The 22,033-nt window shown below is 67.1% G+C and carries 12 protein-coding genes; 8 read left to right on the top strand and 4 right to left on the bottom strand.

The features are described from left to right. Positions 1-720, top strand: a 720-nt coding sequence (locus ACIPG5_RS18425) for a transposase (protein WP_401376916.1), incomplete at its 5' end; no start/stop codon positions are given. A gap of 215 nt (positions 721-935) precedes the next feature. On the opposite strand, the gene ACIPG5_RS18420 is transcribed toward ACIPG5_RS18425, so the two are convergent. Beyond that, the gene (locus ACIPG5_RS18420) at positions 936-13,889 is read right to left on the bottom strand and encodes a non-ribosomal peptide synthetase (RefSeq protein WP_401376913.1); all 12,954 of its coding nucleotides are present in this window, start codon (positions 13,887-13,889) and stop codon (positions 936-938) included. Between the two features lie 305 nt (positions 13,890-14,194). Here ACIPG5_RS18420 and ACIPG5_RS18415 point away from each other — a divergent pair, with 305 nt between their 5' ends. After that, positions 14,195-14,725, top strand: coding sequence for an RNA polymerase factor sigma-70 (locus ACIPG5_RS18415; RefSeq protein WP_176516493.1), 531 nt, complete (start codon positions 14,195-14,197; stop codon positions 14,723-14,725). A gap of 106 nt (positions 14,726-14,831) precedes the next feature. Here ACIPG5_RS18415 and ACIPG5_RS18410 read toward each other — a convergent pair whose 3' ends face one another. Next, a complete protein-coding gene (locus tag ACIPG5_RS18410) occupies positions 14,832-15,845 on the bottom strand; it encodes a GNAT family N-acetyltransferase (protein WP_401376910.1) in 1,014 nt (337 codons plus the stop codon). Positions 15,846-15,909: 64 nt separating this feature from the next. Continuing rightward, positions 15,910-16,710, bottom strand: a complete 801-nt coding sequence (locus ACIPG5_RS18405) for a substrate-binding periplasmic protein (RefSeq protein ID WP_401376907.1) — start codon at positions 16,708-16,710, stop codon at positions 15,910-15,912. A gap of 163 nt (positions 16,711-16,873) precedes the next feature. On the opposite strand from ACIPG5_RS18405, the gene ACIPG5_RS18400 reads away from it, so the two are divergent. Then, on the top strand, positions 16,874-17,419 hold the full coding sequence (locus tag ACIPG5_RS18400) for an exonuclease domain-containing protein (protein ID WP_176516499.1): 546 nt from the start codon (positions 16,874-16,876) through the stop codon (positions 17,417-17,419). Between the two features lie 95 nt (positions 17,420-17,514). After that, positions 17,515-17,799: a pyrimidine/purine nucleoside phosphorylase gene (locus ACIPG5_RS18395; RefSeq protein WP_176516501.1), complete on the top strand. Its 285-nt coding sequence runs from the start codon at positions 17,515-17,517 to the stop codon at positions 17,797-17,799. 132 nt (positions 17,800-17,931) lie between these two features. Here the strand turns inward: ACIPG5_RS18395 and ACIPG5_RS18390 are convergent, their stop codons facing one another. Continuing rightward, positions 17,932-18,624, bottom strand: a complete 693-nt coding sequence (locus ACIPG5_RS18390) for an alpha/beta family hydrolase (protein ID WP_176518207.1) — start codon at positions 18,622-18,624, stop codon at positions 17,932-17,934. A 51-nt stretch (positions 18,625-18,675) separates the two neighbouring features. Here ACIPG5_RS18390 and ccoN point away from each other — a divergent pair, with 51 nt between their 5' ends. The 4 genes from ccoN to ccoP are packed head-to-tail and all read left to right on the top strand — an operon-like array spanning position 18,676 to position 21,851. Beyond that, positions 18,676-20,100, top strand: a complete 1,425-nt coding sequence (ccoN, locus tag ACIPG5_RS18385; protein ID WP_176518209.1) for a cytochrome-c oxidase, cbb3-type subunit I — start codon at positions 18,676-18,678, stop codon at positions 20,098-20,100. Positions 20,101-20,113: 13 nt separating this feature from the next. Then, complete coding sequence (gene ccoO / locus ACIPG5_RS18380; RefSeq protein WP_176518211.1) at positions 20,114-20,722, top strand: cytochrome-c oxidase, cbb3-type subunit II; 609 nt, start codon at positions 20,114-20,116, stop codon at positions 20,720-20,722. 5 nt (positions 20,723-20,727) lie between these two features. Then, positions 20,728-20,919: a cbb3-type cytochrome c oxidase subunit 3 gene (locus ACIPG5_RS18375; RefSeq protein WP_176518213.1), complete on the top strand. Its 192-nt coding sequence runs from the start codon at positions 20,728-20,730 to the stop codon at positions 20,917-20,919. Further along, positions 20,916-21,851, top strand: a complete 936-nt coding sequence (gene ccoP / locus ACIPG5_RS18370) for a cytochrome-c oxidase, cbb3-type subunit III (protein ID WP_236193458.1) — start codon at positions 20,916-20,918, stop codon at positions 21,849-21,851. The genes ACIPG5_RS18375 and ccoP overlap by 4 nt, the downstream gene beginning before the upstream one ends. Positions 21,852-22,033 lie beyond the last annotated feature (182 nt).

Raw genomic sequence — 22,033 nt, 5'->3', positions numbered from 1 at the left:
CAACTCAGCAACTACCGAAAAGGAATTGGCGGGCGTGCAAAAACCGATGCCTCGGACGCTTGCCTGCTAGCCCGATTCCTTGACCGAGAGGGCAGTTCTCTCCGTCCCTGGTCACCTCCTCCAGCCGTCTACGGCAAGCTTCAAAGCCTGCTCCGGCGCAGAGCCGCACTGGTCTCGGCGCGGGTAAGCCTGACGCAAAGCTGGGGCAACGAAATGTCCCTCAAAGAAGCCTTCAGCAGCTTTACCAAGCATTTCGACTCGATGGATCTGATGATCCAGAAGCGCTTGAAAACTTTGATAAGAGAGGCCGGCTTGGCCGAACAGGTAGCGCGATGCCAGAAAGTTGAAGGTATCGGCTTCCTGACAGCCGTTGCCTTGGTCACGGCATTCATCCGAGGGGAGTTCAGCCGCAGTGATTCGTACATCGCTTTTCTAGGTATGGACCTGAAAGTGACGGACTCAGGGCAGAAAACCGGGCGCCGACGATTGACCAAACGAGGTTGCTCGGAAGTGCGCCGGCTGCTGCATAACGCAGCAATGGCGGCTAGCAGAACTGCTGCCTGGAAGGAGGTGTACGAGCACTATCGCGGCACAGGCAAGGCAACCACGCAGGCCCTCGTCATCCTGTCCCGGAAATTAGCCAGAATTGCGTTCGCCCTGATGAAAAACCAAAGCGAATACATCAGTAACGGGGGCAAAAAACTTTGCCCCCAACCATAGAATCTCCCACATTTGTTGCAACGTACCTACGCCTGATAGGCCATGGTTGCCAGCCTTGTTGGCACGACGCGATTTCTGGACGGGCGCCAAAAGCGGACAACCATGGCCTGACAGACTGCGGTACGTTGCAACAAATGTGGGAGCGGATTTATCCGCGATGCGCCGCGCGGGCGGCGCTCGATCTCATGGACGATGAATAACGCTAGGCGGGCACCTCACAACCCCTCCAACTCGGCCATCAGATCACTCAACCGATCCACCTTGTCCTCATCCAGCGCACTGTCCTGCAACCCGCGTACATACGCCGCCAGCTCCTCCACCGTGCTGCACTCGAACATCGCCCGCAGCGGCACATTGAGCTGCAGCTGCTTCTGCACCCGCGATGCAATCTGCGTGGCCAGCAACGAATGCCCGCCCAGCTCGAAGAAATTGTCATGCACCCCTACCCGCTCGGCCTTGAGCACATCGGCCCAGATGCCCGCGAGCACTTGTTCCAGCTCATCGCGCGGCGCCAGGTAGGCCTGGCTGTGCTGCCCGCCAATGTCGATGGCCGGCAGGGCCTTGCGGTCGAGCTTGCCGTTGGCGTTGTGCGGCAGGCGGTCGAACCAGCCCCAGTGCAGCGGCACCATGTACTCCGGCAGCTGCGCGCGCAGGCGCTGCTTGAGCTGTTCGAGCAGCGCGGCATCGGCGCTGACGCCCTGGTGGGCCACCAGGTAGCCGACCAGGTGCTTGCCATTGACGCCTTCCTGCACACCCACCGCCGCATCGCGCAGCTCGGGCTGTTCGTGCAGGCGGGCCTCGATTTCGCCCAGTTCGATGCGGTAGCCGCGGATCTTCACCTGGTGGTCGATGCGCCCGACGTACTCCAGCACGCCGTCCGGGCGCCGCCGGGCCAGGTCGCCGGTGCGGTACAGGCGCTCGCCCGCACCGCCATGCGGGTGCGGGATGAACGCCAATGCAGTGCGCACCGGGTCGCCCACGTAGCCACGGCCAACGCCGGTACCGGCGACGCATAACTCGCCCACGGCGCCCAGCGGCACCAGGGCCTGGTCCTCGCCATACAGGTACAGGCGGTTGTTGTCGGTCGGCGTGCCGATCGGCAGGTAGCTGCCCTGCGTCGAGTCATGGTCGACGCAAAAGAACGCCACGTCGTCCGAGCACTCCGCCGGGCCGTAGGCATTCACCAGGCCAATGCCCGGGTAACGCTGCAGCCATTGCGCGGCCAGCTCAGGCGGCATGGCCTCACCCGTGGGCAGCATCCAGCGCAGGCCATCGAGCGCCTGGTGGTCGTTGGCCAGCATGCCCTGGATCAGCGACGGCACGCTCTCCAGCACGGTGATGCCGGTGGCCTGCACATGCGCCAGCAGGCCCTGTGGGTCATGGGCGATGGCGTTGGGCACGATCTCGAGCCTGGCGCCGAACAGCGGCGCGGCCAGGAACTGCCATACCGAGATGTCGAAGCTCTGCGAGGCGGTCTGGGCGATCACGTCGCGTTCGCTCAGGGCCAGGTACGGCACCTTGCTCAGCTGGTTGTTGAGCATGCCGCGCTGCTCGACCATCACGCCTTTGGGCAGGCCGGTGGAGCCGGAGGTGTAGATCACGTAGGCCAGGTTGTCCGGCCCGCTGTGGATGCCGGGGTTGTGGCTGGCAACCGCACTGGCCTGGATCTCTTCCCACACCAGCAGCTGCGGCCGAGCCACATCGCCCAGCTCATCCAGCAACTGGCGCCCCTGCTCGGCGCAGGCCGCGCTGCACACCAGCACCGGGGTGCGGCTGAGCTCGACGATGCGCTGCAGGCGCGCCGGCGGCAGGCCCGGGTCCAGCGGCAGGTAGCCGGCACCGGCCTTGAAGCTGCCGACGATCATGCCCAGCAGTGGCAAGCCCCGCTCGGCCAGCAAGGCCACCGGCTGGTCGATGGCCACGCCGGCAGCGACCAGGGCATGGCCCAGGCGGTTGGCCGCAAGGTTCAGCCCGGCATAGTCGTATGCCGCCTCCAGGCAACGGGCCACGGTGCGCTCGGGGTGCGCGGCCACTTGCGCCTCGAACAGCGCCACATAGCTCTGCTCCAGGGCATAGGCGCGCTCGGTGCGGTTGCAGTCGTCGAGCAGCCAGCGCTGTTCCGCCTCGCCGAGCAGCGGCAGTTCGTTCACATCGCCCTCGAAGCCCTGCACCAGCGCCAGCAACAGGCGCTTGAACTCGGCCAGCAGGCGTTCGACGGTCGGGTAGTCGAAGTAGCGCTGGTCGAACGACAGGTGCAGGCCCAGGTCATCGCCTGGGTAGCACACCGCCGTCAGCGGGAAGTTGGTGTGGGTGCGGCCCGAGTCGGAGCTGGCGTTCAGGTGCTGGGCATGGTCGAGCACCGCGCTTTCCACCGGCGCGTTCTCGAACACGAACAGGCTGTTGAACAGCGGCTGGCCCTTGGGCAGCTCGCTGCATTCCTGGATCGCCACCAGCGGCAGGTATTCGTACTCGCGCAGTTCCATGTTGCGCGCCAGCAGGCCCTGCAGCCACTGGCGCACGCTGCGGCGCTGGCCGAGCTCGGGGAGCTGCACGCGCAGGGCGACGCTGTTGATGAACAGGCCGACCGTGCGCTGCATCTGCGGCAGGCTCACCGGGCGCCCGGCCACGGTCACGCCGAAGGCCACGTCGCGCTCGCCGCTGTAGCGCGCCAGCACCAGTGCCCAGGCCGCCTGGGCGAAGGTGTTGATGGTCAGCTGGTGGGCCTGGGCCAGTTCGCGCAGGCGTACGCCGTCAATCACCTGCAGGCGGGTGTAGCAGTCGCCGACCCACATGCCGTCACCGGCATGGTCATGGCGCAGCGGGCGGTCGCTGGGGATGGCGGTGGCGCGTTCGAAGCCGGCCAGGTTGGCCTGCCACCAGCCCCGCGCTTCGTCCAGGTCCTGGCGCTGCAGCCAGCCGATGTAGTCGCGATAGCGCGGCGGCACCGGCAACTGCGCCTGGCGGCCTTCGCCGAGGGCCTGGTAGAGCTCGAAGAAGTCGTTCATCAGCAACGAGCGGCACCAGGCATCGATGAGGATGTGGTGGTTGCTCATCATGAACCAGTAGCGCTCATCATCCACACGCACCAGGCGCAAGTGGAACGGCGCCTCGCGCAGCAGCTCGAAACCGGCCTCGCGCTCTTCTTTGTGCAGCGCTTGCAGGCGCTGCTCCTGGGCGGCCTCGTCGAGGCCGCGCCAGTCCTGGTAGTCGACCGGCGTCTTGCCCGGTTTGTGGATGATCTGCAGCATCGCTTCGCCGGCATTCCAGCTGAACGACGCACGCAGCGCCTCGTGCCGCGCCACCACAGCCTGCCAGGCCTGGGCGAAGCGCTGCGGGTCGAGGGCGCTGTTGATGCGGTAGCGGTCCTGCATGTAGTAGATGCCGGTACCCGGCTCCAGCAGGGTGTGCAGCAGCATGCCCTCCTGCATGGGCGTCAGCGGGTAGACGTCCTCGATCTCGGCGGCCGGGATCGGCAGCGCGTCGATCTGCTCCTGGGCCAGGTGCGCCAGCGGGAAGTCCGAGGGCGTGAAGCTGCCGTTGCCATCGGCCAGGCAGTGGGCGACCAGCGCCAGCAGCTCCTGGCGATAGGCTTCGGCCAGCTGGGCGATGGTCTGTTCATCGTAGCGTTCGCGGCTGTAGGTCCAGCGCAGCTGCAAGGCACCGCCGTACACCTGGCCGTCGACGCTGAGCCAGTTGGGCAGCGCCGCATCCAGGTCGTGGGCCAGGCCTGCCGGGGCATCCAGCGGCTGGAACAGCGCCGCGGCATCGAACTGCTGGTCGAACTGGCCCAGGTAGTTGAAGGTGATCCGCGCCTGCGGCAGCGCCGCCATCTGCTCACGGCTGGCCGGCTCGGCCAGGTAGCGCAGCACGCCATAGCCCTGGCCCTTGTGCGGCACCTGGCGCAGTTGCTCCTTGATGCGCTTGATCGAGCTGGCGCGGGCGGCGTCGCCGTCACCGGCCTGGGGGTCCAGGCGCAGCGGGTAGGCGTTGGTGAACCAGCCGACGCTGCGGGTCAGGTCCATGTCTTCGAACAGGCCGTCGCGGCCGTGGCCTTCGAGCTGCACCAACACCTCTTGGTCGCCGCTCCAGCGGCACAGGGTGCGGGCCAGGGCCGTCAGCAGCAGGTCGTTGACCTGGGTGTGGTAGGCCGCCGGGGCCTGTTGCAGCAATTGCCGGGTCTGCTCCGCGTCCAGGCCGATGGCCAGGGTATGGGCATGCCGGTGCAGGTTGCCGCCTTGCGGGTGATCGCACGGCAGTTCATGGCGCACGCCGCCAAGCTGGCCTTGCCACCAGCCCAGCTCGTCCCGCAGCGAGTCGCTGCCGGCGTAGCTGGCCAGGCGCGCGGCCCAGTCGGCCATGGCGTGGGTCTTGGCCGCCAGCGGCTGGCCGCGGTACAGCGCCTGCAGGTCTTCGAGCAGCACGCGCCAGGACACGCCATCGACCACCAGGTGGTGGATCGCCAGCAGCAGGCGTTGCGCGCCCTGCCCGTCGGTGACCAGCAGCGCACGCAGCAACGGGCCCTGCTCCAGGTCCAGGCTGCGCTGCACATCGGTGTACAGCGCCTGGCAGTCGTTGAAGTCGGCCACCGTAGCGGTCCACAGCAGCTGTACATTGCCAGGCGCGGCAAAGGTGCCCTGCCAGCGGCCATTGGCTTGGGTAAAGCGCAGGCGCAGGCTGTCGTGGTGTTGCAGCAGCGCGGCCAGTGCCTGTTCGAGCTGAGCCGGCTCCAACGGTTGGCGCACCTGCAGCAGCACCGCCTGGTTCCAGTGCTGTGGCTGCACCACCTCGCTGTCGAAGAACCAGTGCTGGATCGGCGTCAGCCCGCTGTTGCCCTGGCGTGCACCTTGCTCGATGGCGCTGGCGGCTTCGCTCTGGGTGACCACGGCGGCGAGGGTCTGGATGGTCTGGTGCTGGAACAGGTCACGCGGGCTGAACTGCAGCCCCAGCTGGCGCGCACGGCTGACCACCTGGATCGACAGGATCGAGTCGCCGCCCAGTTCGAAGAAGTTGTCCTGCACGCCCACCCGGGAGATGTTGAGCACTTCGCGCCACACCTGCGCCAGCTGCTCTTCCAGCGCATTGGCCGGGGCCTGGTAGTGCTGGCGCGCCTGCTCCAGGTCCGGTGCTGGCAGGGCGCGGCGGTCGAGCTTGCCATTGCCCATCAGCGGCAGGCTGCCCAGCAGCACCAGGTGCGCGGGCACCATGTAGTCCGGCAGGTGCTGGCGAGCGTCTGCCTTGACCGCTTCGCGCAGCTGCGCCTGGGCTTCGCTGCCGGCGCTGGCCTGCTGGCACACCAGGTAGCCGACCAGTTGCTTGCCACCTGGCAGGTCGAGCGCCAGGACCACGGCCTCATCGACATCGGCATGCTCCTGCAGGCGGCTTTCGATTTCGCCCAGCTCGATGCGGAAACCGCGGATCTTCACCTGCTGGTCGGCGCGCCCGACGTATTCCACCAGGCCATCGGCGCGTAGGCGCACCAGGTCGCCGGTGCGGTACAGGCGCCCGCCCTCGGCACTGAACGGGTCGGCGACGAAGCGTTCGGCGCTGAGGCCCGGGCGGTCGTGGTAGCCCTGGGCGAGGCCGGCGCCGCCGACGTACAGCTCGCCGATGCCGCCTTGCGGCAGCAATGCCAGGTCATCGTCGAGGATGTAGGCACTGCGGGCGCCGATCACCCGGCCGATCGGCACGCTGCCAGCATCGGTGGGCAAGGTGTCGGGGGCCAGGCACGCCAAGGGCATGACCACGGTTTCGGTCGGGCCATAGGCGTTGAAGAACTGCTGCGGCGCGAACGCCTGGCGAATGCGCGCCAGGTGCTCGCCGGTCAGCGCCTCGCCGCCGGTGATCACCAGGCGCACCGGCAGTTGCTCGCCCTGCCCTGCCAGGTACTGGGCGAGCTGGCTGCCATAGCTTGGGGTGAAGCCGAGGATGCTCACCTGCTGCTCGCGCACCAGCTGGCAGATGTCTTCGGCGCCCCACTGGCCCTGGGCCCGCAGCACCACCCGGGCGCCGCACAGCAGCGGCGCCAGCAGGCGTTCGCTGGCGGCGTCGAAGTTGATCGAATAGAAATGCAGCTCGCAGTCGTCGCTGCGCATGCCGAAGGCATCGATTACCGCCTGGCAGTGCATGGCGATTTCACCGTGGCTGACCACCACGCCCTTGGGCTTGCCGGTGGAGCCGGAGGTGTAGATCAGGTAGGCCTGGTGCTGGGGCAGGTTGTGGTTGTCCAGCGCGGCATCGCTGTAGCCAGGCAGGCTGGCAGCGTCGTCTTCCAGGCTCCAGCGTTGCACGCCGGGCGGCAGCTCGCCGAGGCTTTCGAGCAGGCTGCGCTGGCCGAGCAGCAGGCCGATGCGGCTGTCCTCGATCATGTAGCGCAGGCGGTCGAGCGGGTATTCCGGGTCGAGCGGCACGTAGGCGCCGCCGGCCTTGAGGATGGCCAGCAGGCCGACCACCATCTCCAGCGAACGCTCGAGGGCCAGGCCCACGCGCACCTGCGGGCCGACGCCACGCTCGCGCAGGGCGCGGGCCAGGCGGTTGGCCTGCTGGTCCAGCTGGGCATAGCTCAGGTGCTGGCCGGCGAAGGTCAAGGCGCCGGCGTGCGGGGTGCGCGCCGCCTGGGCGGCGAACAGGCCATGCAGGGTCTGGTCGAGGGCATGGTGCTGCTCACCTTGCAACTGGCCGGTCAGCACGTGCTGCTCGGCCTGCGCCAGCATCGGCAGCTCGCACAGGCGCTGCTGCGGGTCGTCGAGCAGGCCGGCCAGCAACTGCTGCCAGTGCTCGGCCATGCGCGCGATGCGCGGCGCATCGAACAGGTCGCGGCTGTAGGTCAGGCAGCAACCCAGGCGGCCGTCGAGGTCGGTCACCTCCAGGTACAGGTCGAACTTGGTGGCGCTGGCGTCGTTGACCAGGTAGTCCACCTGCATGCCGGCCAGTTCGCGGCTTTGCTGGAAGGCCCAGCGCTGCACGTTGCACATCACCTGGAACAGCGGGTTGTAGGCGCTGCTGCGCGGTGGCTGCAGGGCTTCTACCAGTTGCTCGAACGGCAGGTCCTGGTGCGACTGGCCTTCGATGGCGGCCTTGCGCACCTGGTCGAGCAAGGCGGCGGCGGTCATCTGCCCGTCCAGCTCGCAGCGCAGCACCTGGGTGTTGAGGAAGGCGCCGATCAGGCCTTCGCTTTCGGGGCGGATGCGGCTGGCCACCGGCGCGCCGATGCGCAGGTCGCGCTGGCCGCTGTAGCGGTGCAGCAAGGCGGCCAGGGTGGCGGTCATGGTCATGAACAGGGTCAGGCCGCGCTGGCTGTTGAAGGCATGCACGCGGGCCACCAGCGCCGGGTCGAGGTCGAAGCGGTAGAGCTCGCCGCGATGGCTCTGGACGGCCGGGCGCGGGCGGTCGGCGGGCAGCGCCAGCACCGGGTGCTCGTCGCCCAGGCGGGCCTTCCAGTAGTCGAGCTGGCGGGCGCCCTCGCCGCTTTCCAGCCACTGGCGTTGCCACACGCTGTAGTCCAGGTACTGCACCGGCAGCGGCGCCAGGGGCGACTCACGGTCATCGACGAAGGCTTCGTAGAGCTCGCCCAGTTCGCGGGCGAAGATGTCCATGGCCCAGCCTTCGGTGACGATGTGGTGCAGGGTCAGCACGAAGTAGTGCTCGCGGTCCTCGGCCTTGACCAGGCAGGCGCGCAGCAGCGGGCCGCGCTCCAGGTCGAACGGCTGGTGCGCCTGTTGGTCGGCCAGCTGCTGCAGGCGTTGCTGGCGGGTTGCGCCGGGCAACGCGCTGAAGTCTTGCCAGTCCAGGTGCAGCGGGCTGTCTTCGGCCACGCACTGGTAGGGCACGCCGTCGATGGCCGGGAAGGTGGTGCGCAGGGTTTCGTGGCGCACGATCAGCGCCTGCAGGGCGCGCTCGAAGGCATCCACGTGCAGGGTGCCGCGCAGCCTGGCCATGCCGCCGACGTTGTACGCGGGGCTGTCCGGCTCCATCTGCCAGAGGAACCACATGCGCTGCTGCGAATACGACAGCGCCACCGCCTGGCGGCGGTCGACGCGGGCGATCGCGCCTTGCAGGTTGTGCTCGCCGGCGGCCTGGATGCAGGCGATCTGCGCGCAGAAGGCGCCCAGCTCGCTGGCATCGAACAGCACCTTCAGCGGCAGCTCGACGTCACAGGCCTGGCGGGTGCGCGAGACGATCTGGGTGGCCAGCAGGGAGTGGCCGCCGAGGGCGAAGAAGTCATCGTTCAGGCCGATGCGCGGCAGGTTCAGCACCTCGCGCCAGATGGCCGCGACCTGCTGCTGCAACGGGCTTTGCGGTTCGACATGTTCACGTTGCTGCCAGACCGGCGCCGGCAGGGCCTTGCGATCGACCTTGCCGCTGGGGCCCAACGGCATGTGCGCCAGCGCGATCAGTTGCGCAGGCACCATGTAGGCCGGCAGCTGCGCGGCGAGCTTGGCCAGCAGTTCATCGGCCTGCGCCGGGCCGCTGAAGTAGCCCACCAGCTGTGCGCCGACGGCGTCCTGGTGAACCAATACCAGCGCCTGTTCGACACCCGGTTGGCCAAGCAGGCACGCCTGCACTTCTTCGGGTTCGACGCGAAAACCGCGCACTTTCACCTGCTGGTCGAGGCGGCCGAGGTATTCCAGGGCTTGGGCCTGCACCTGCCAGCGGGCACGGTCGCCGCTGCGGTACAAGCGCTCGCCGTTGCCATCGGCCTGGGGCACGAAGCGTTCGGCGGTCAGCCCTGGGCGGCCCAGGTAACCCCGGGCCAGGCCCGCGCCGCCCAGGTACAGCTCCCCTGGCACGCCGGGGGCGGCCAGCTGCAACTCATCATCCAGCACACGGCAGAGCACGTTGCCCAGCGGCCGGCCGATCGGCGAGCGGGCGCCGTCCTCGGCCTGGCAATGCCAGTGGGTGACGTTGATGGCGGTTTCGGTCGGCCCGTAGCGGTTGTGCAACTGCACCTGGGGCAGCACCTGCAGCACGCGGTCGCGCAGGCTCGCCGACAGCGCCTCGCCACCGGAGAACAGCCGGCGCAGGCTGGTGCAGCCAGCGGCCAGCGGCTCCTGGACGAACACCTGCAGCAACGGCGGCACGAAGTGCAGCGTGGTCACGCCATGCGCCTGCACCAGCGCTGCGATGCGCTGCGGGTCGCGGTGCTCGCCGGGGCCGGCCAGCACCAGCTTGCAACCGGTGACCAGCGGCCAGAAGCATTCCCACACCGACACGTCGAAGCTGATCGGCGCCTTCTGCATCAGCACGTCGCGCTCATCCAGCGCGTAGCTGGCCTGCATCCACTGCAGGCGTTCGGCCAGGGCCGCGTGGGTGTTGCCCACGCCCTTGGGCTGGCCGGTGGAGCCGGAGGTGTAGATCACGTAGGCCAGGTTGTCGCCGTGCAGGTGCAGGCCTGGCGCCTGGCTTGGCCAGCTGTCCAGGTGCAACTGGTCGAGGGCGATGGCGCTGACACCCTCGACCTGCGGCAGGCTGTCGAGCAGGCCGCTGTGGCTGAGCAGCAGGCTCGCCTGGCAATCGCCCAGCATGTAGGCCAGGCGCTCGGCCGGATAATCCACGTCCAGCGGCACATAGGCGCCACCGGCCTTGAGGATGGCCAGCAGGCCGACCAGCAGCTGCGGCGAACGCTCCACGGCGATGGCCACGCAGGTGTCGGGGCCGACGCCTTTGTCGCGCAGGTAATGGGCCAGGCGGTTGGCCTGCTGGTGCAGCTCGGTGTAGTCGAGGCTGCCGCCCTCCCAGGCCAGCGCCGTGCGCTGCGGGGTTTGCCGGGCTTGCTCGTTGAGTTGTTCGACCACCAGGCGCTGGGGCGAGGGGCTGGGCGCCTGGCCCCAGACCAGCAGCTGCTGGCGGCCGGGCTGATCGAGCAGCTCGACATCCCCCACGGCCAGCTGCGGTTGCGCGCACACCTGCTCCAGCAAGGCCAGCAGGTGCTGGGCCAGGCGCTCGACGGTGCGCTGTTCGAACAGCTCGGCGGCGTAGTCGAAGGCCAGGCTCAGGCGGCCCTGGTGGTCTTGCTCGCTGTGCAGTTGCAGGTCGAACTTGGCTTCGCGGCTGTGCCATGGCAGCTCTTCGGCAAGCAGGCCCGGCAGGCGGCGCAGGGCCGACAGGTCGCGCTGCTGGTGGTTGAACATGACCTGGAACAGGCCTTGCTCGCGGGCCTCGGGCAAGGCTTCGAGCAGTTGTTCGAAGGGCAGGTCCTGGTGGGCCTGGGCGTCGAGGGTGGCCTGGCGCACCTGGGCCAGCAGCGCGCTGAACGGCTGGCGGCCATGCAGCTGTGCGCGCAGCACCTGGGTGTTGATGAAGAAGCCGACCAGGCCTTGGATTTGCTGGCGTGGGCGGTTGGCGTTGGGCACGCCGACGCGGATGTCGGCCTGGCCGGTGTAGCGGTGCAGCAGGCCCTGCCAGGCCGCCAGCAGGACCATGAACAGGCTGGCCTGCTGCTCGCGGGCCAGGCCTTCGAGGGCCTCGGTGAGCTTGGCCGGCACCTTGACGTTCAAGCGTGCGGCGCGGTTTGCCTGTTGCTGGGTGCGCGGCTGGTCGGGGTACAGGTCGAGCACTGGCAAAGCATCGCCCAGCCGCGCCTTCCAGTACGCCAGTTGCCGGGCGCTCTCGCCTTCGGCCAGCCACTGGCGCTGCCAGTCGCCGTAGTCGGCGTAGCCCAATGCCAGCGCGGGCAGGGCAGCCTCCAGCCCCTGGCAATGAGCGGCGTACAGCTTGGCGAATTCGTCGAGCAGGATGTTCAGCGACCAGCCATCGGCAACGATGTGGTGCAGGGTGACCCACAGCTGATGGTCTTCATCATTGAGCTGCGCCAAGGTCACGCGCAGCAGCGGGCCTTGGCGCAGGTCGAAGGGTTGCTGCGCTTCGGCTTCCCGGCGTGCGGCGACCTCTTCGGCGCCCAGCCCCTGCAGGTCGAGGCGGCGCAGGTTGAAGGCCGGCGCCGGCTGGATGTGCTGCAGGGCCTGGCCGTCCTCTTCGCTGAACACCGTGCGCAGCGCCTCGTGGCGCGCCACCAGTGCCTGGAATGCCGCCTCCAGCGCGGCGGGGTCAAGCTCGCCACGCAGGTGCAGGCCGGCGGGAATGTTGTAGGCCGCCGATTGCGGCTCGAGCTGCCACAGCAGCCACAGGCGGTTCTGCGCCAGCGACTGGGGCAGCGCCTGGCTGCGGTTCAGGGTGGCGATGGCGCTAGCCTGCCCGCCGCCCTGCTCGAGGATCGCCGCCACTGCCGCGCTGTAGTCGGCCAGGGTCGGCGCTTCGAACAGGGTGCGCAGGCCCAGGGCGATGCCCAGTTCATCGGCCAGGCGCGCACTGGCCTGGGTGGCAGCGATGGAGTTGCCGCCCAGCAGCAGGAAGTGGTCGTCGGCGGCTACCGACTCGACCTTGAGAACCTCGCGCCAGATGCCGGCAATGCGCGCCTGCAGGCCATCGCTGGCGGCGGCGGCCTTGGCAGGCTGGTCAGCCGCCGGGAAGCGGGCATAGCAATCCAGGCTGCCATCGTGCATGCGCAAGCGGCAGGCCGAGCGTTGCAGCTTGCCGCTGGAGGTCTTGGGCAGTGCACCGGGGTTGAGCAGCAGCACCACGGCCGGCGCCTGGCGGCAGGCGTCGGCGATGACCTGGCGCAGGGTCTTGATCAGCGCCTGGGGCGCCATGGCCTTTTGCACGTTGCGGCTGATTTCCACCGCCACGCCGATGCCCTCCTCGCCCTGGTCGTCGACGGCGAACACGGCCACGCGGCCCTTGCGCAGCACTTCGACTTCGCGCTCCAGGGTCTTTTCCAGGTCCTGCGGGTAGAGGTTCTGGCCACGCACGATGAGCATGTCCTTCAGGCGCCCGGTGACGAACACTTCGCCTTCGCGCATGAAACCGAGGTCGCCGGTGCGCAGCCAGGTCTGGCCATCCCGCTGGACGAAGGTGCGGGCGCTGGCCTCGGGGTTGCGCCAGTAGCCCAGGGCGATGCTTGGGCCGGCGGCCCAGATTTCACCCACCTGGTCATCACCCAGCGGCGCCAGGTGCTGGGGCTCGACGATACGCACCGCGTGCCCCGGCTGCGGGTAGCCGCAGCTCATCAGCACGCTGCCCTGGGCGGCCTGGGCGCGGTTGCCGGCCAAGGCTTCGGCGTCCAGTTCCAGTGCCGCGATGCCCTGCCCACGGCGGCTGCCGCTGACGAACAGGGTGGCTTCGGCCAGGCCGTAGCTGGCGAAGAAACTGCTGGCCTGGAAGCCACTGGCGGCAAACTTCTCGGCGAACTGCTCGAGGCTGTCCTGGCGGATCGGCTCGGAGCCGGAATAGGCCACGCGCCAGCGGCTCAGGTCGAGGCCGGCCAGGGCCGCCTCGCTGACCCGCTCGCTGCACAGGCGGTAGGCGAAGTCCGGGCCGCCGCTGATGGTGCCGCCGTATTCGCTGATCGCCTGCAGCCAGCGCAGCGGGCGGGCGAGGAAGTAGCCCGGCGACATCAGCACGCAGGGCACGCCGCTGAAGATCGGCTGCAGCAGCCCGCCGATCAGGCCCATGTCGTGGTACAGCGGCAGCCAGCTGACGATCACGTCATCGGGGTTGAGGTCGATGCCAAAGCCATGGCGGATCAACTGCTCGTTGGCCACCAGGTTGCCGTGGCTGACCTGCACGCCCTTGGGCAGCGCAGTGGAGCCGGAGGTGTACTGCAAAAAGGCGATGTCATCACAGGCCAGCGCCGGCTCGCGCCAGGTGTGCGCCAGGGCCGGGTCGAGGGTGTCCACCGCCAGCAGCGCCGGGGCGTTGTCGCCGGCCAGGGCTTCCAAGCCCTGCAGGCTGTCGCGCAACGCGGCCACGGTCAGCAGCAGGCGCGGCTCGGCGTCGTCGATGATCGACAGCAGGCGCTCCTGGTGGTGGCGGCGCGACGACTCCGGCGGGTAGGCCGGCACGGCGATGATGCCGGCATACAGGCAGCCGAAGAATGCCGCGACGTAATCCGGGCCGCTGGGGAACAGCAGCACGGCGCGGTCGGCAAAATCGGCGCGGGCCTGCAAGGCTGCGGCAATGGCGCGCGCGCGAAGGTCCAGCTCGCGATAACTGAGCACGGCCTGCTCGCCGGGGGCATCGGCCAGAAAACGCAGGGCGATGCGGTCGGGCGTGAGCGCGGCACGTTGCGCCAGTGCCTGGACCAGCGAGAGCGGGAGTTCGGGGGCGTGCGTCATGGGGTGTTCCTGCCAGTGTCTGGTTAAGTCGGGCCGGCTGCTCAGGATGGGGCGCAGGGCAGCGTGCGGCGGCCGGATGTACACAGGGGAACGGATGGGCGGAGCAAGAAATTAACGCCAGAACCGCGTGCCAGCGCACGCGGAAAGTGAACTGCATCACGGGCGTCGGCTTAGAACTGAAACTAATGGATACGCATTAACTTTCGTATTTGACAATCATTATCATTCTGCATAGTTTGTCGCACGTCGTAGGAAGCTTCCTCATCTGGGGTGCTCCCTTTCCCTTCCGAGACAAGGTGATTTCCATGGCGGAACAACTATCCACAAGTAAGTGCGATTCACCATTACTCCAGGCGTTCGTCGACAACCGCAGCATCCTGGTCAAGATCGCGGCACGCATCACCGGTTGCCGCTCGCGCGCCGAAGATGTGGTGCAGGACGCTTTCTTCCGGCTCGGTTCCGCGCCGCACATCACCTCGTCGTTCAAAGCCCAGCTCAGCTACCTGTTCCAGATCGTGCGCAACCTGGCCATCGACCATTACCGCAAGCAGGCGATGGAGCTGAAGTACTCGGGCAGTGAAGAGGAAGGCCTGAACGTGGTGGTGCTCAATGCCTCGCCCGAAGCGACCCACATCAACCTCGCGGCGCTGGAGCACATTGCCGAGGCGCTGAACGAGCTGCCGGCGCGTACCCGTTATGCGTTCGAGATGTACCGGCTGCATGGGGTGCCGCAGAAGGACATCGCCAAGGAGCTGGGGGTGTCGCCGACCTTGGTCAACTTCATGATTCGCGATGCTTTGGTGCATTGCCGCAAGACGGCAAATCGCCAGGGCTGACGTTTGGCGTCGCCTATATCGCCGGCAAGCCGGCTCCCACAGGGATTGCACCACTCTTGAGGCCTGTGCAGTACCTGTGGGAGCCGGCTTGCCGGCGATGGGCCGCTCAGAGCAACTTGCAGCGGTCGAAGAACCGCTCCCGCCCCAGGATCATCAGCGCCGCACGCTTGTGCGGGAAATCGAATTCCTTTTCGCAGTGGAAGCACTGGTCCTGCATGTAGCCGATCATCTTGCCGTTGTCGGCCCGCGGCTCGGCCACCACCCGCTGGGTGCGCGGGTCGTCGAGGAACAGGTAGTGCACCAGCGCCGACAGCCAGCTGGCCACCTTGTGCGGGCCGCGGTGGTTCTCCTCGCCCACCAGCATGTGCACGCCGCGGTCGTGATCGTCAGCCGGGTAGAACGGCGCGATGCGGTCTTCCTTGGCCCAGTAGGCCTCGAAGTAGGCGAACGGCTGGTCGTCGAAGCTGCCGATCAGGGTCAGGGTGTGCGGGTCGGCGTCGAGCTTGGCCAGGTATTCGCGGTGCTGCGCCAGCGACCCACCCTCCTGCCAGAATTTTTCCACCCGTGGGTTGTTCTGCCAGCGGTTGTAGCGCTCCAGGTCCTGGTCGATATCCAGGGTGCGCAGCGACACCCAGCTGCCCAGCCGGGCATCGAAGCGCCGGTACACCTCACCACGGGGCTTGGGCGCGCGGCGTGGGTGGCGCTTGCCGTCGCTCATCTGCATCTGCTGCGGGTAGACGCTGCCAGGGGCCTGGCCGAGCCAGGGTTGCGACAACTGCCAGAACAGCGTGCGCTCGCACAGGTACAGGCCTGGGGTTTCGCTTGCCAGCAGCAAGCCGCTGGCCAGCGCCTCGGGCTGCACCTGCGCCAGGTGCCAGGCCAGGCGCTGGCAGGCCGGGTTGCGCGACAGCAGCCAGTAGCAGGCGGCCCACAACGCTTGCTGGGGGCGCAGCGGGCACAGGCTTTCAACGTGGACGTGCAGGGTCTCGCCGGGCTCCAGGCGCACCTGGATCAGTGGGCGGCCCTCCAGCGTCAGGCGCAGCCAGCAGTCGCCCTGATCGGCGCTGAGGCTGTGCCAGCGAGGCAGTGACAACGGCTGCGAAGCGGCATCGAACGGCATGGTCTTGGCTCACGGTGTGTGGAAGAAAGGCTCACTGGTGCAGACGTGGGCGCGGCCGGGGAATTTACTCGGCGGGCGCCGCCACGCTGATCCGGTAGGGCTGGAAGATGCGCGTCAGCTCGCCGGCTTCGCGCAGCTCGCGCAGCAAGGCGGCGAACTTCTGGTCGCTGATGGGGGCGTCCGGGCGCAGCAGGGCGTAGTGGTGGTAGACCTGGTCGATCCGTTCGGACGCCATCAGCTGGTCGAGGCTGGCGGGGTTGCGCGCGAGGAAATCGCTGAGGTAGGAGCGCGTCACCAGGGCGATGTCGGCGCGCCCGGCCTGGACCATCAGCAGGTTGCTGTCGTGGGAGTAGGTCAGGGTCGCGTTGTAGGCCTTGCGCAGGTACTGCGGGTCGGGGTTGAAGCGGGCGAAGGCGTAGTGATAGCCATTGAACAGGGCCAGGCGCTTGCCTTGCAGGTCGTCGAAATAGTGCTGGTCGCGGCCTTCGAGCTTCTTGGCGACGAACACCTCGGCGTCTTCCAGGCCCATGTCCACGGCCTGGTGGGGGATGCCCTGCCAGCCCCATTCAGGGTTCTCGAAGATCGCCATGTCGGTGCGGCCTTGCTGGAAGTCGCCAAAGCGCCGCTGGATGGAGGTGGGCACCAGCACGAAGCGGTAGCCTGACGGCAGGTGGTTCAAGGCCTCGACCAGTTGCGGCAGCAGCCCGGTGTCGGCGCCCTGCTCGGGGCGCACGGTGTAGGGCGGGAAATGCGCAGCGCCGATCTTCACGTCGATGGCTTCGCCCGCCCATGCCGGTGCCGCCAGCCAGGTAGCGGCCAACAGCAGCAAGGTGGAAAAAACCTTCAGGCCGGGTGCTGGGGTCAAGACGGACACTCATCACGGTTCATACCTGGATGCGCCTAAACTAGGCGTTTTCCCACAGCGGCACAACCGCTGGAAGCGCCAAAGTGAGGGCATTTTGCCAGAGGGTGCCGAGGGCCCGCAGATTGGCTACGCTGCTCTTGCATGTATGGCAAGGGAGCCTGCTATGGGCCACTGGTTGGTGATCGACCTGGAAGCCACCACCGATGATGGTGGCTGGCCGGTCACGGAGATGGAAATCATTGAAATCGGCGCCAGCCTTGTGACCCGCGAGGGCCGCGAGGTGGACCATTTCCAGCGTTTCGTGCGCCCGCGCCGGCGCCCGCAACTGACGCCGTTCTGCCGCGAGCTGACCCACATCAGCCAGGCCAGCGTCGACAGTGCCGCGGCCTTCCCCGAGGTGTGGGCGCGCTTCGAGCGCTGGCTGGAGCACCACCGCGGGCAGTTGCAGGCCTGGGTCAGCTGGGGCGACTACGACCGCCAGCAACTGCTGCAAGAGTGGCAGCAGCATGGGCTCGACAGCCTGCTGCGCAATTTGCCCCACATCAACCTCAAGCAGCGCTTCGCCAAGGCCCGCCACCTGCAGCGCCCGACCGGGCTCAACGGCGCCCTGCAGCTGGCCGGCATGCAGTTCACCGGCCAGCAGCACCGGGCCCTGGAAGATGCGCGCAATACCGCGCGCCTGCTGCCCTTGAGCCTGCCGGGCGTTTGACTTGCGGGGCACCTGAAAGCAGATGACGGCGAGGAGGGGCTTGGGCATACTGGCCAGCCCTTTTTCACCCCCTTCTCTCTTTTCAGGAGCGCCCCATGTTCAAGGTCAACGAGTACTTCGATGGCACCGTCAAGTCGATCGCCTTCGAAGGCACTGAAGGTCCGGCCACCGTCGGCGTGATGGCCCCGGGCGAATACGAGTTCGGCACTGCCAAGCGTGAAATCATGCACGTGGTGGCTGGCGCGCTGACCGTCAAGCTGCCGGGTAGCGACAACTGGGAAACCTTCAAGGCTGGCGACAAGTTCAATGTGGCGGCCGACAGCAAGTTCCAGCTGAAGGTGGCGGTGGATACCGCTTACCTGTGCGAGTACCGCGACTGATCGTTGCTGCACAGGGTCGCTTCTTGTAGGAGCGGCCTTGTGTCGCGAAAGGGCTGCGCAGCAGCCCCAGTCTTTTGTGTGCTGTTCGATTTTGGGGCCTCTGCGAGGCCCTTTCGCGACACAAGGCCGCTCCTACAGGCCAAGGAACCCCGCCACTTTTTCAGCCGCCGCCTGCAGATGCTGGGCATGGCTGAACCCCGAAGCCTTCAGCGGCTTCAGGTCATGATCCCCCGCCACCAGCCAGCTCACCTCGATCGCCGGTGACAGCGCATACCCCTCTACCGCCTCACGATTGCCCAGCGCATCGCGCTCGCCCTGCACGATCAAAGTCGGCGTGCGCAACCCAGCCAAGTGTTCGACCCGGGGCTTCTCGGGCTTGCCCACCGCATAGAACGGATAGCCCAGGCACACCAGCGCATCGGCACCCAGTTCGTCGGCCAGCAAACTGGCCATGCGCCCGCCCATGGACTTGCCGCCGATGGCCAGCTTTCCTGTGACCAAAGGTCGCACCTGCCGGTAGACCTCACGCCAGCATTCGAGCAGTACCTTCTGCGGATTGGGCGGCCGCTTGCCGCCCCCGACCCTGCGCTGGGCCATGTAGGGGAACTCGAACCGAATCACCCCGACCCCTAGCGCCGCAAGCCTTTGCGCCATCTCGTCCATGAATTCGCTGTCCATCGGCGCCCCTGCGCCGTGGGCCAGGATCAGGCACCGGCCAGGTGCGCTATCTGCCTGATTCCATGGAGGATCGCAGCGCAAGCCTGGGACATTTGCGATCTTCGCCCATTGATCCCCGTCAATACCGGCACTTTGCCCATTACTCATGCTTGCCTCGCTGTAAAGCCTGCCAAAATAACCGTGGATGGGAACCCATACATGAACACAACCAGCAGTACCGCCTACAACTACAAGGTGGTCCGCCAATTCGCCATCATGACGGTGGTGTGGGGAATCGTCGGGATGGGGCTCGGCGTCTTCATCGCCGCCCAGCTCGCCTGGCCTTCCCTCAACTTCGACCTCCCCTGGACCAGCTTCGGCCGCCTGCGCCCCCTGCATACCAATGCGGTGATCTTCGCCTTCGGCGGCTGTGCGCTGTTCGCCACCTCCTATTATTCGGTGCAACGCACCTGCCAGACCACCCTGTTCGCACCGGGCCTGGCCGCGTTCACCTTCTGGGGCTGGCAACTGGTGATCCTGCTGGCAGCGATCACCCTGCCACTGGGCTACACCAGCTCCAAGGAATACGCCGAGCTGGAATGGCCGATCGACATCCTGATCACCATCGTCTGGGTGTGCTACGCCATCGTGTTCTTCGGCACGCTGATGAAACGCAACACCAAGCATATCTACGTGGGTAACTGGTTCTTCGGCGCCTTCATCCTCACCGTGGCGATGCTGCACATCATCAACAACCTGGAACTGCCGGTCAGCCTGACCAAGTCGTACTCGGTGTATGCCGGGGCCACCGACGCCATGGTGCAATGGTGGTACGGCCACAACGCGGTGGGCTTCTTCCTGACCGCAGGCTTCCTGGGGATGATGTACTACTACGTGCCCAAGCAGGCCGAGCGCCCGGTGTATTCCTATCGCCTGTCGATCGTCCACTTCTGGGCGCTGATCACCCTGTACATCTGGGCCGGCCCGCACCATCTGCACTACACCGCGCTGCCCGACTGGGCGCAGTCGCTGGGCATGGTGATGTCGCTGATCCTGCTGGCACCGAGCTGGGGCGGCATGATCAACGGCATGATGACCCTCTCCGGCGCCTGGCATAAGTTGCGCAGCGACCCGATCCTGCGCTTTTTGGTGGTTTCGCTGGCCTTCTACGGCATGTCCACCTTCGAAGGCCCGATGATGGCCATCAAGACGGTCAACGCCCTGTCGCACTACACCGACTGGACCATCGGCCACGTCCACGCCGGCGCGCTCGGCTGGGTGGCGATGATTTCCATCGGCGCGCTGTACCACACCATCCCGAAAGTGTTCGGCAAGGAGCAGATGCACAGCATCGGCCTGATCAACGCGCACTTCTGGCTGGCGACCATCGGCACCGTGCTGTACATCGCCTCGATGTGGGTCAACGGCATCGCCCAGGGCCTGATGTGGCGGGCGGTGAACAGCGACGGCACGCTCACCTACTCGTTCGTCGAAACCCTGGTGGCCAGCCACCCAGGCTTCATCGTGCGCTTCGTCGGTGGCGCGATCTTCCTCAGCGGCATGTTCCTGATGGCCTGGAACACCTGGCGCACCGTGCGTGCCCCGGCCGCCGTCGCCGCCCCTGCCAACGCGCAACTGGCCTGAGGAGACCTGCCTGATGAAACATGAAGTGATCGAGAAAAACGTCGGCCTGCTGGCCTTGCTGATGGTGTTTGCCGTCAGCATCGGCGGCCTGACCCAGATCGTCCCGCTGTTCTTCCAGGACGTGACCAACAAGCCGGTCGAAGGCATGAAGCCCTACACCGCGCTGCAGCTCGAAGGGCGCGACATCTACATCCGCGAAGGTTGCGTGGGCTGCCACTCGCAGATGATCCGCCCGTTCCGCGCCGAAACCGAACGCTACGGCCACTACTCGGTGGCCGGCGAGAGCGTGTGGGACCACCCGTTCCTGTGGGGCTCCAAGCGCACCGGCCCGGACCTGGCCCGCGTCGGCGGGCGCTACTCGGACGACTGGCACCGCGCGCACCTGTACAACCCGCGCAACGTGGTACCGGAGTCGAAGATGCCGTCCTACCCGTGGCTGGTGGCGCAACAGGTCGACAACAGCCACACCGACACCAAGATGCGCACCCTGCGCACCCTGGGCGTGCCGTACACCGACGCGGACATTGCCGGGGCGCGTGATGCGGTCAAGGGCAAGACCGAGATGGACGCGCTGGTGGCCTACCTGCAGGTGCTGGGCACCGCGATCAAGAACAAGAGGTGAGTGCGATGGAAATGGACATCGGCATGATCCGCGGCCTGGGCACCCTGGTGGTGATGATCGCCTTCATCGGCCTCTCGCTGTGGGTGTTCAACCGGCGCCGCGACCGTGATTTCGCCGAAGCGCGGCTGCTGCCCTTCGTCGACGACCGCCTGCCACCTGCGGGCCAGGAAACTGCCATGAGGAGTACGCGTCAATGACAACCTTCTGGAGTACGTACATCAGCGTACTGACCATCGGCAGCCTGATCGGCCTGGCCTGGCTGCTGCTGTCGACCCGCAAGGGCCAGAGCAGCGAAACCACCGACCAGACCATGGGCCACGCCTTCGATGGCATCGAGGAATACGACAACCCGCTGCCCAAGTGGTGGTTCTGGCTGTTCGTCGGCACCCTGGTGTTCGGCGCCGGCTACCTGGTGCTCTACCCAGGCCTTGGCAACTGGAAAGGCATCCTGCCCGGCTACGAGAATGGCTGGACCGGGGTCAACGAGTGGCAGAAGGAAATGGACAAGGCCGACGCCAAATTCGGCCCGATCTTCGCCAAGTACGCGGCCATGCCCGTGGAGGAAGTGGCCAAGGACCCACAGGCGCTGAAGATGGGCGGGCGCCTGTTCGCCTCCAACTGCTCGGTGTGCCACGGCTCGGATGCCAAGGGTGCCTATGGCTTCCCCAACCTGACCGACAACGACTGGCGCTGGGGTGGCGAGCCGGAAACCATCAAGGCGTCGATCATGAACGGCCGCCATGGGGTGATGCCGGCCTGGGCCGAGGTGATCGGCGAGCAAGGCGTGGCCGATGTGGCCGCCTATGTGCTGACCAACCTCGACGGGCGCAGCCTGCCGGAAGGGATCAAGGCCGACGCGGCCAAGGGCAAGGAAATCTTCGCCGCCAATTGCGTGGCCTGCCACGGGCCTGAAGGCAACGGCACCCCGGCCATGGGCGCGCCGAACCTGAACCATCCGCAGGCGTTCATCTACGGCTCGAGCTTTGCCCAGCTGCAGCAGACCATCCGCTATGGCCGCCAGGGCCAGATGCCGGCCCAGGCGGAGATCCAGGGCAATGACAAGGTGCATCTGCTGGCGGCTTATGTGTACAGCCTGTCGCAGGGCCGTGAAGACCTGACTGCCAAGTAACACCCCGGGGCCGCCTTGCGGCCCCATCGCCGGCAAGCCGGCTCCCACAATCCTGTAGGAGCCGGCTTGCCGGCGATTGGGCTGCAACGCAGCCCCCGCCTCCCCCCTCGCCTTGCACCCCCCCCTAACCGAACTAAGCTTGTTGCCTCAGTGGGCCTCGCCGCCAATCCAGCGAGGCAGAC

The sequence above is a fragment of the Pseudomonas sp. NPDC087029 genome (genome assembly GCF_044745345.1).
Taxonomy (GTDB): domain Bacteria; phylum Pseudomonadota; class Gammaproteobacteria; order Pseudomonadales; family Pseudomonadaceae; genus Aquipseudomonas; species Aquipseudomonas faucium.
This window is presented reverse-complemented; position numbering and strand designations above follow the sequence as displayed.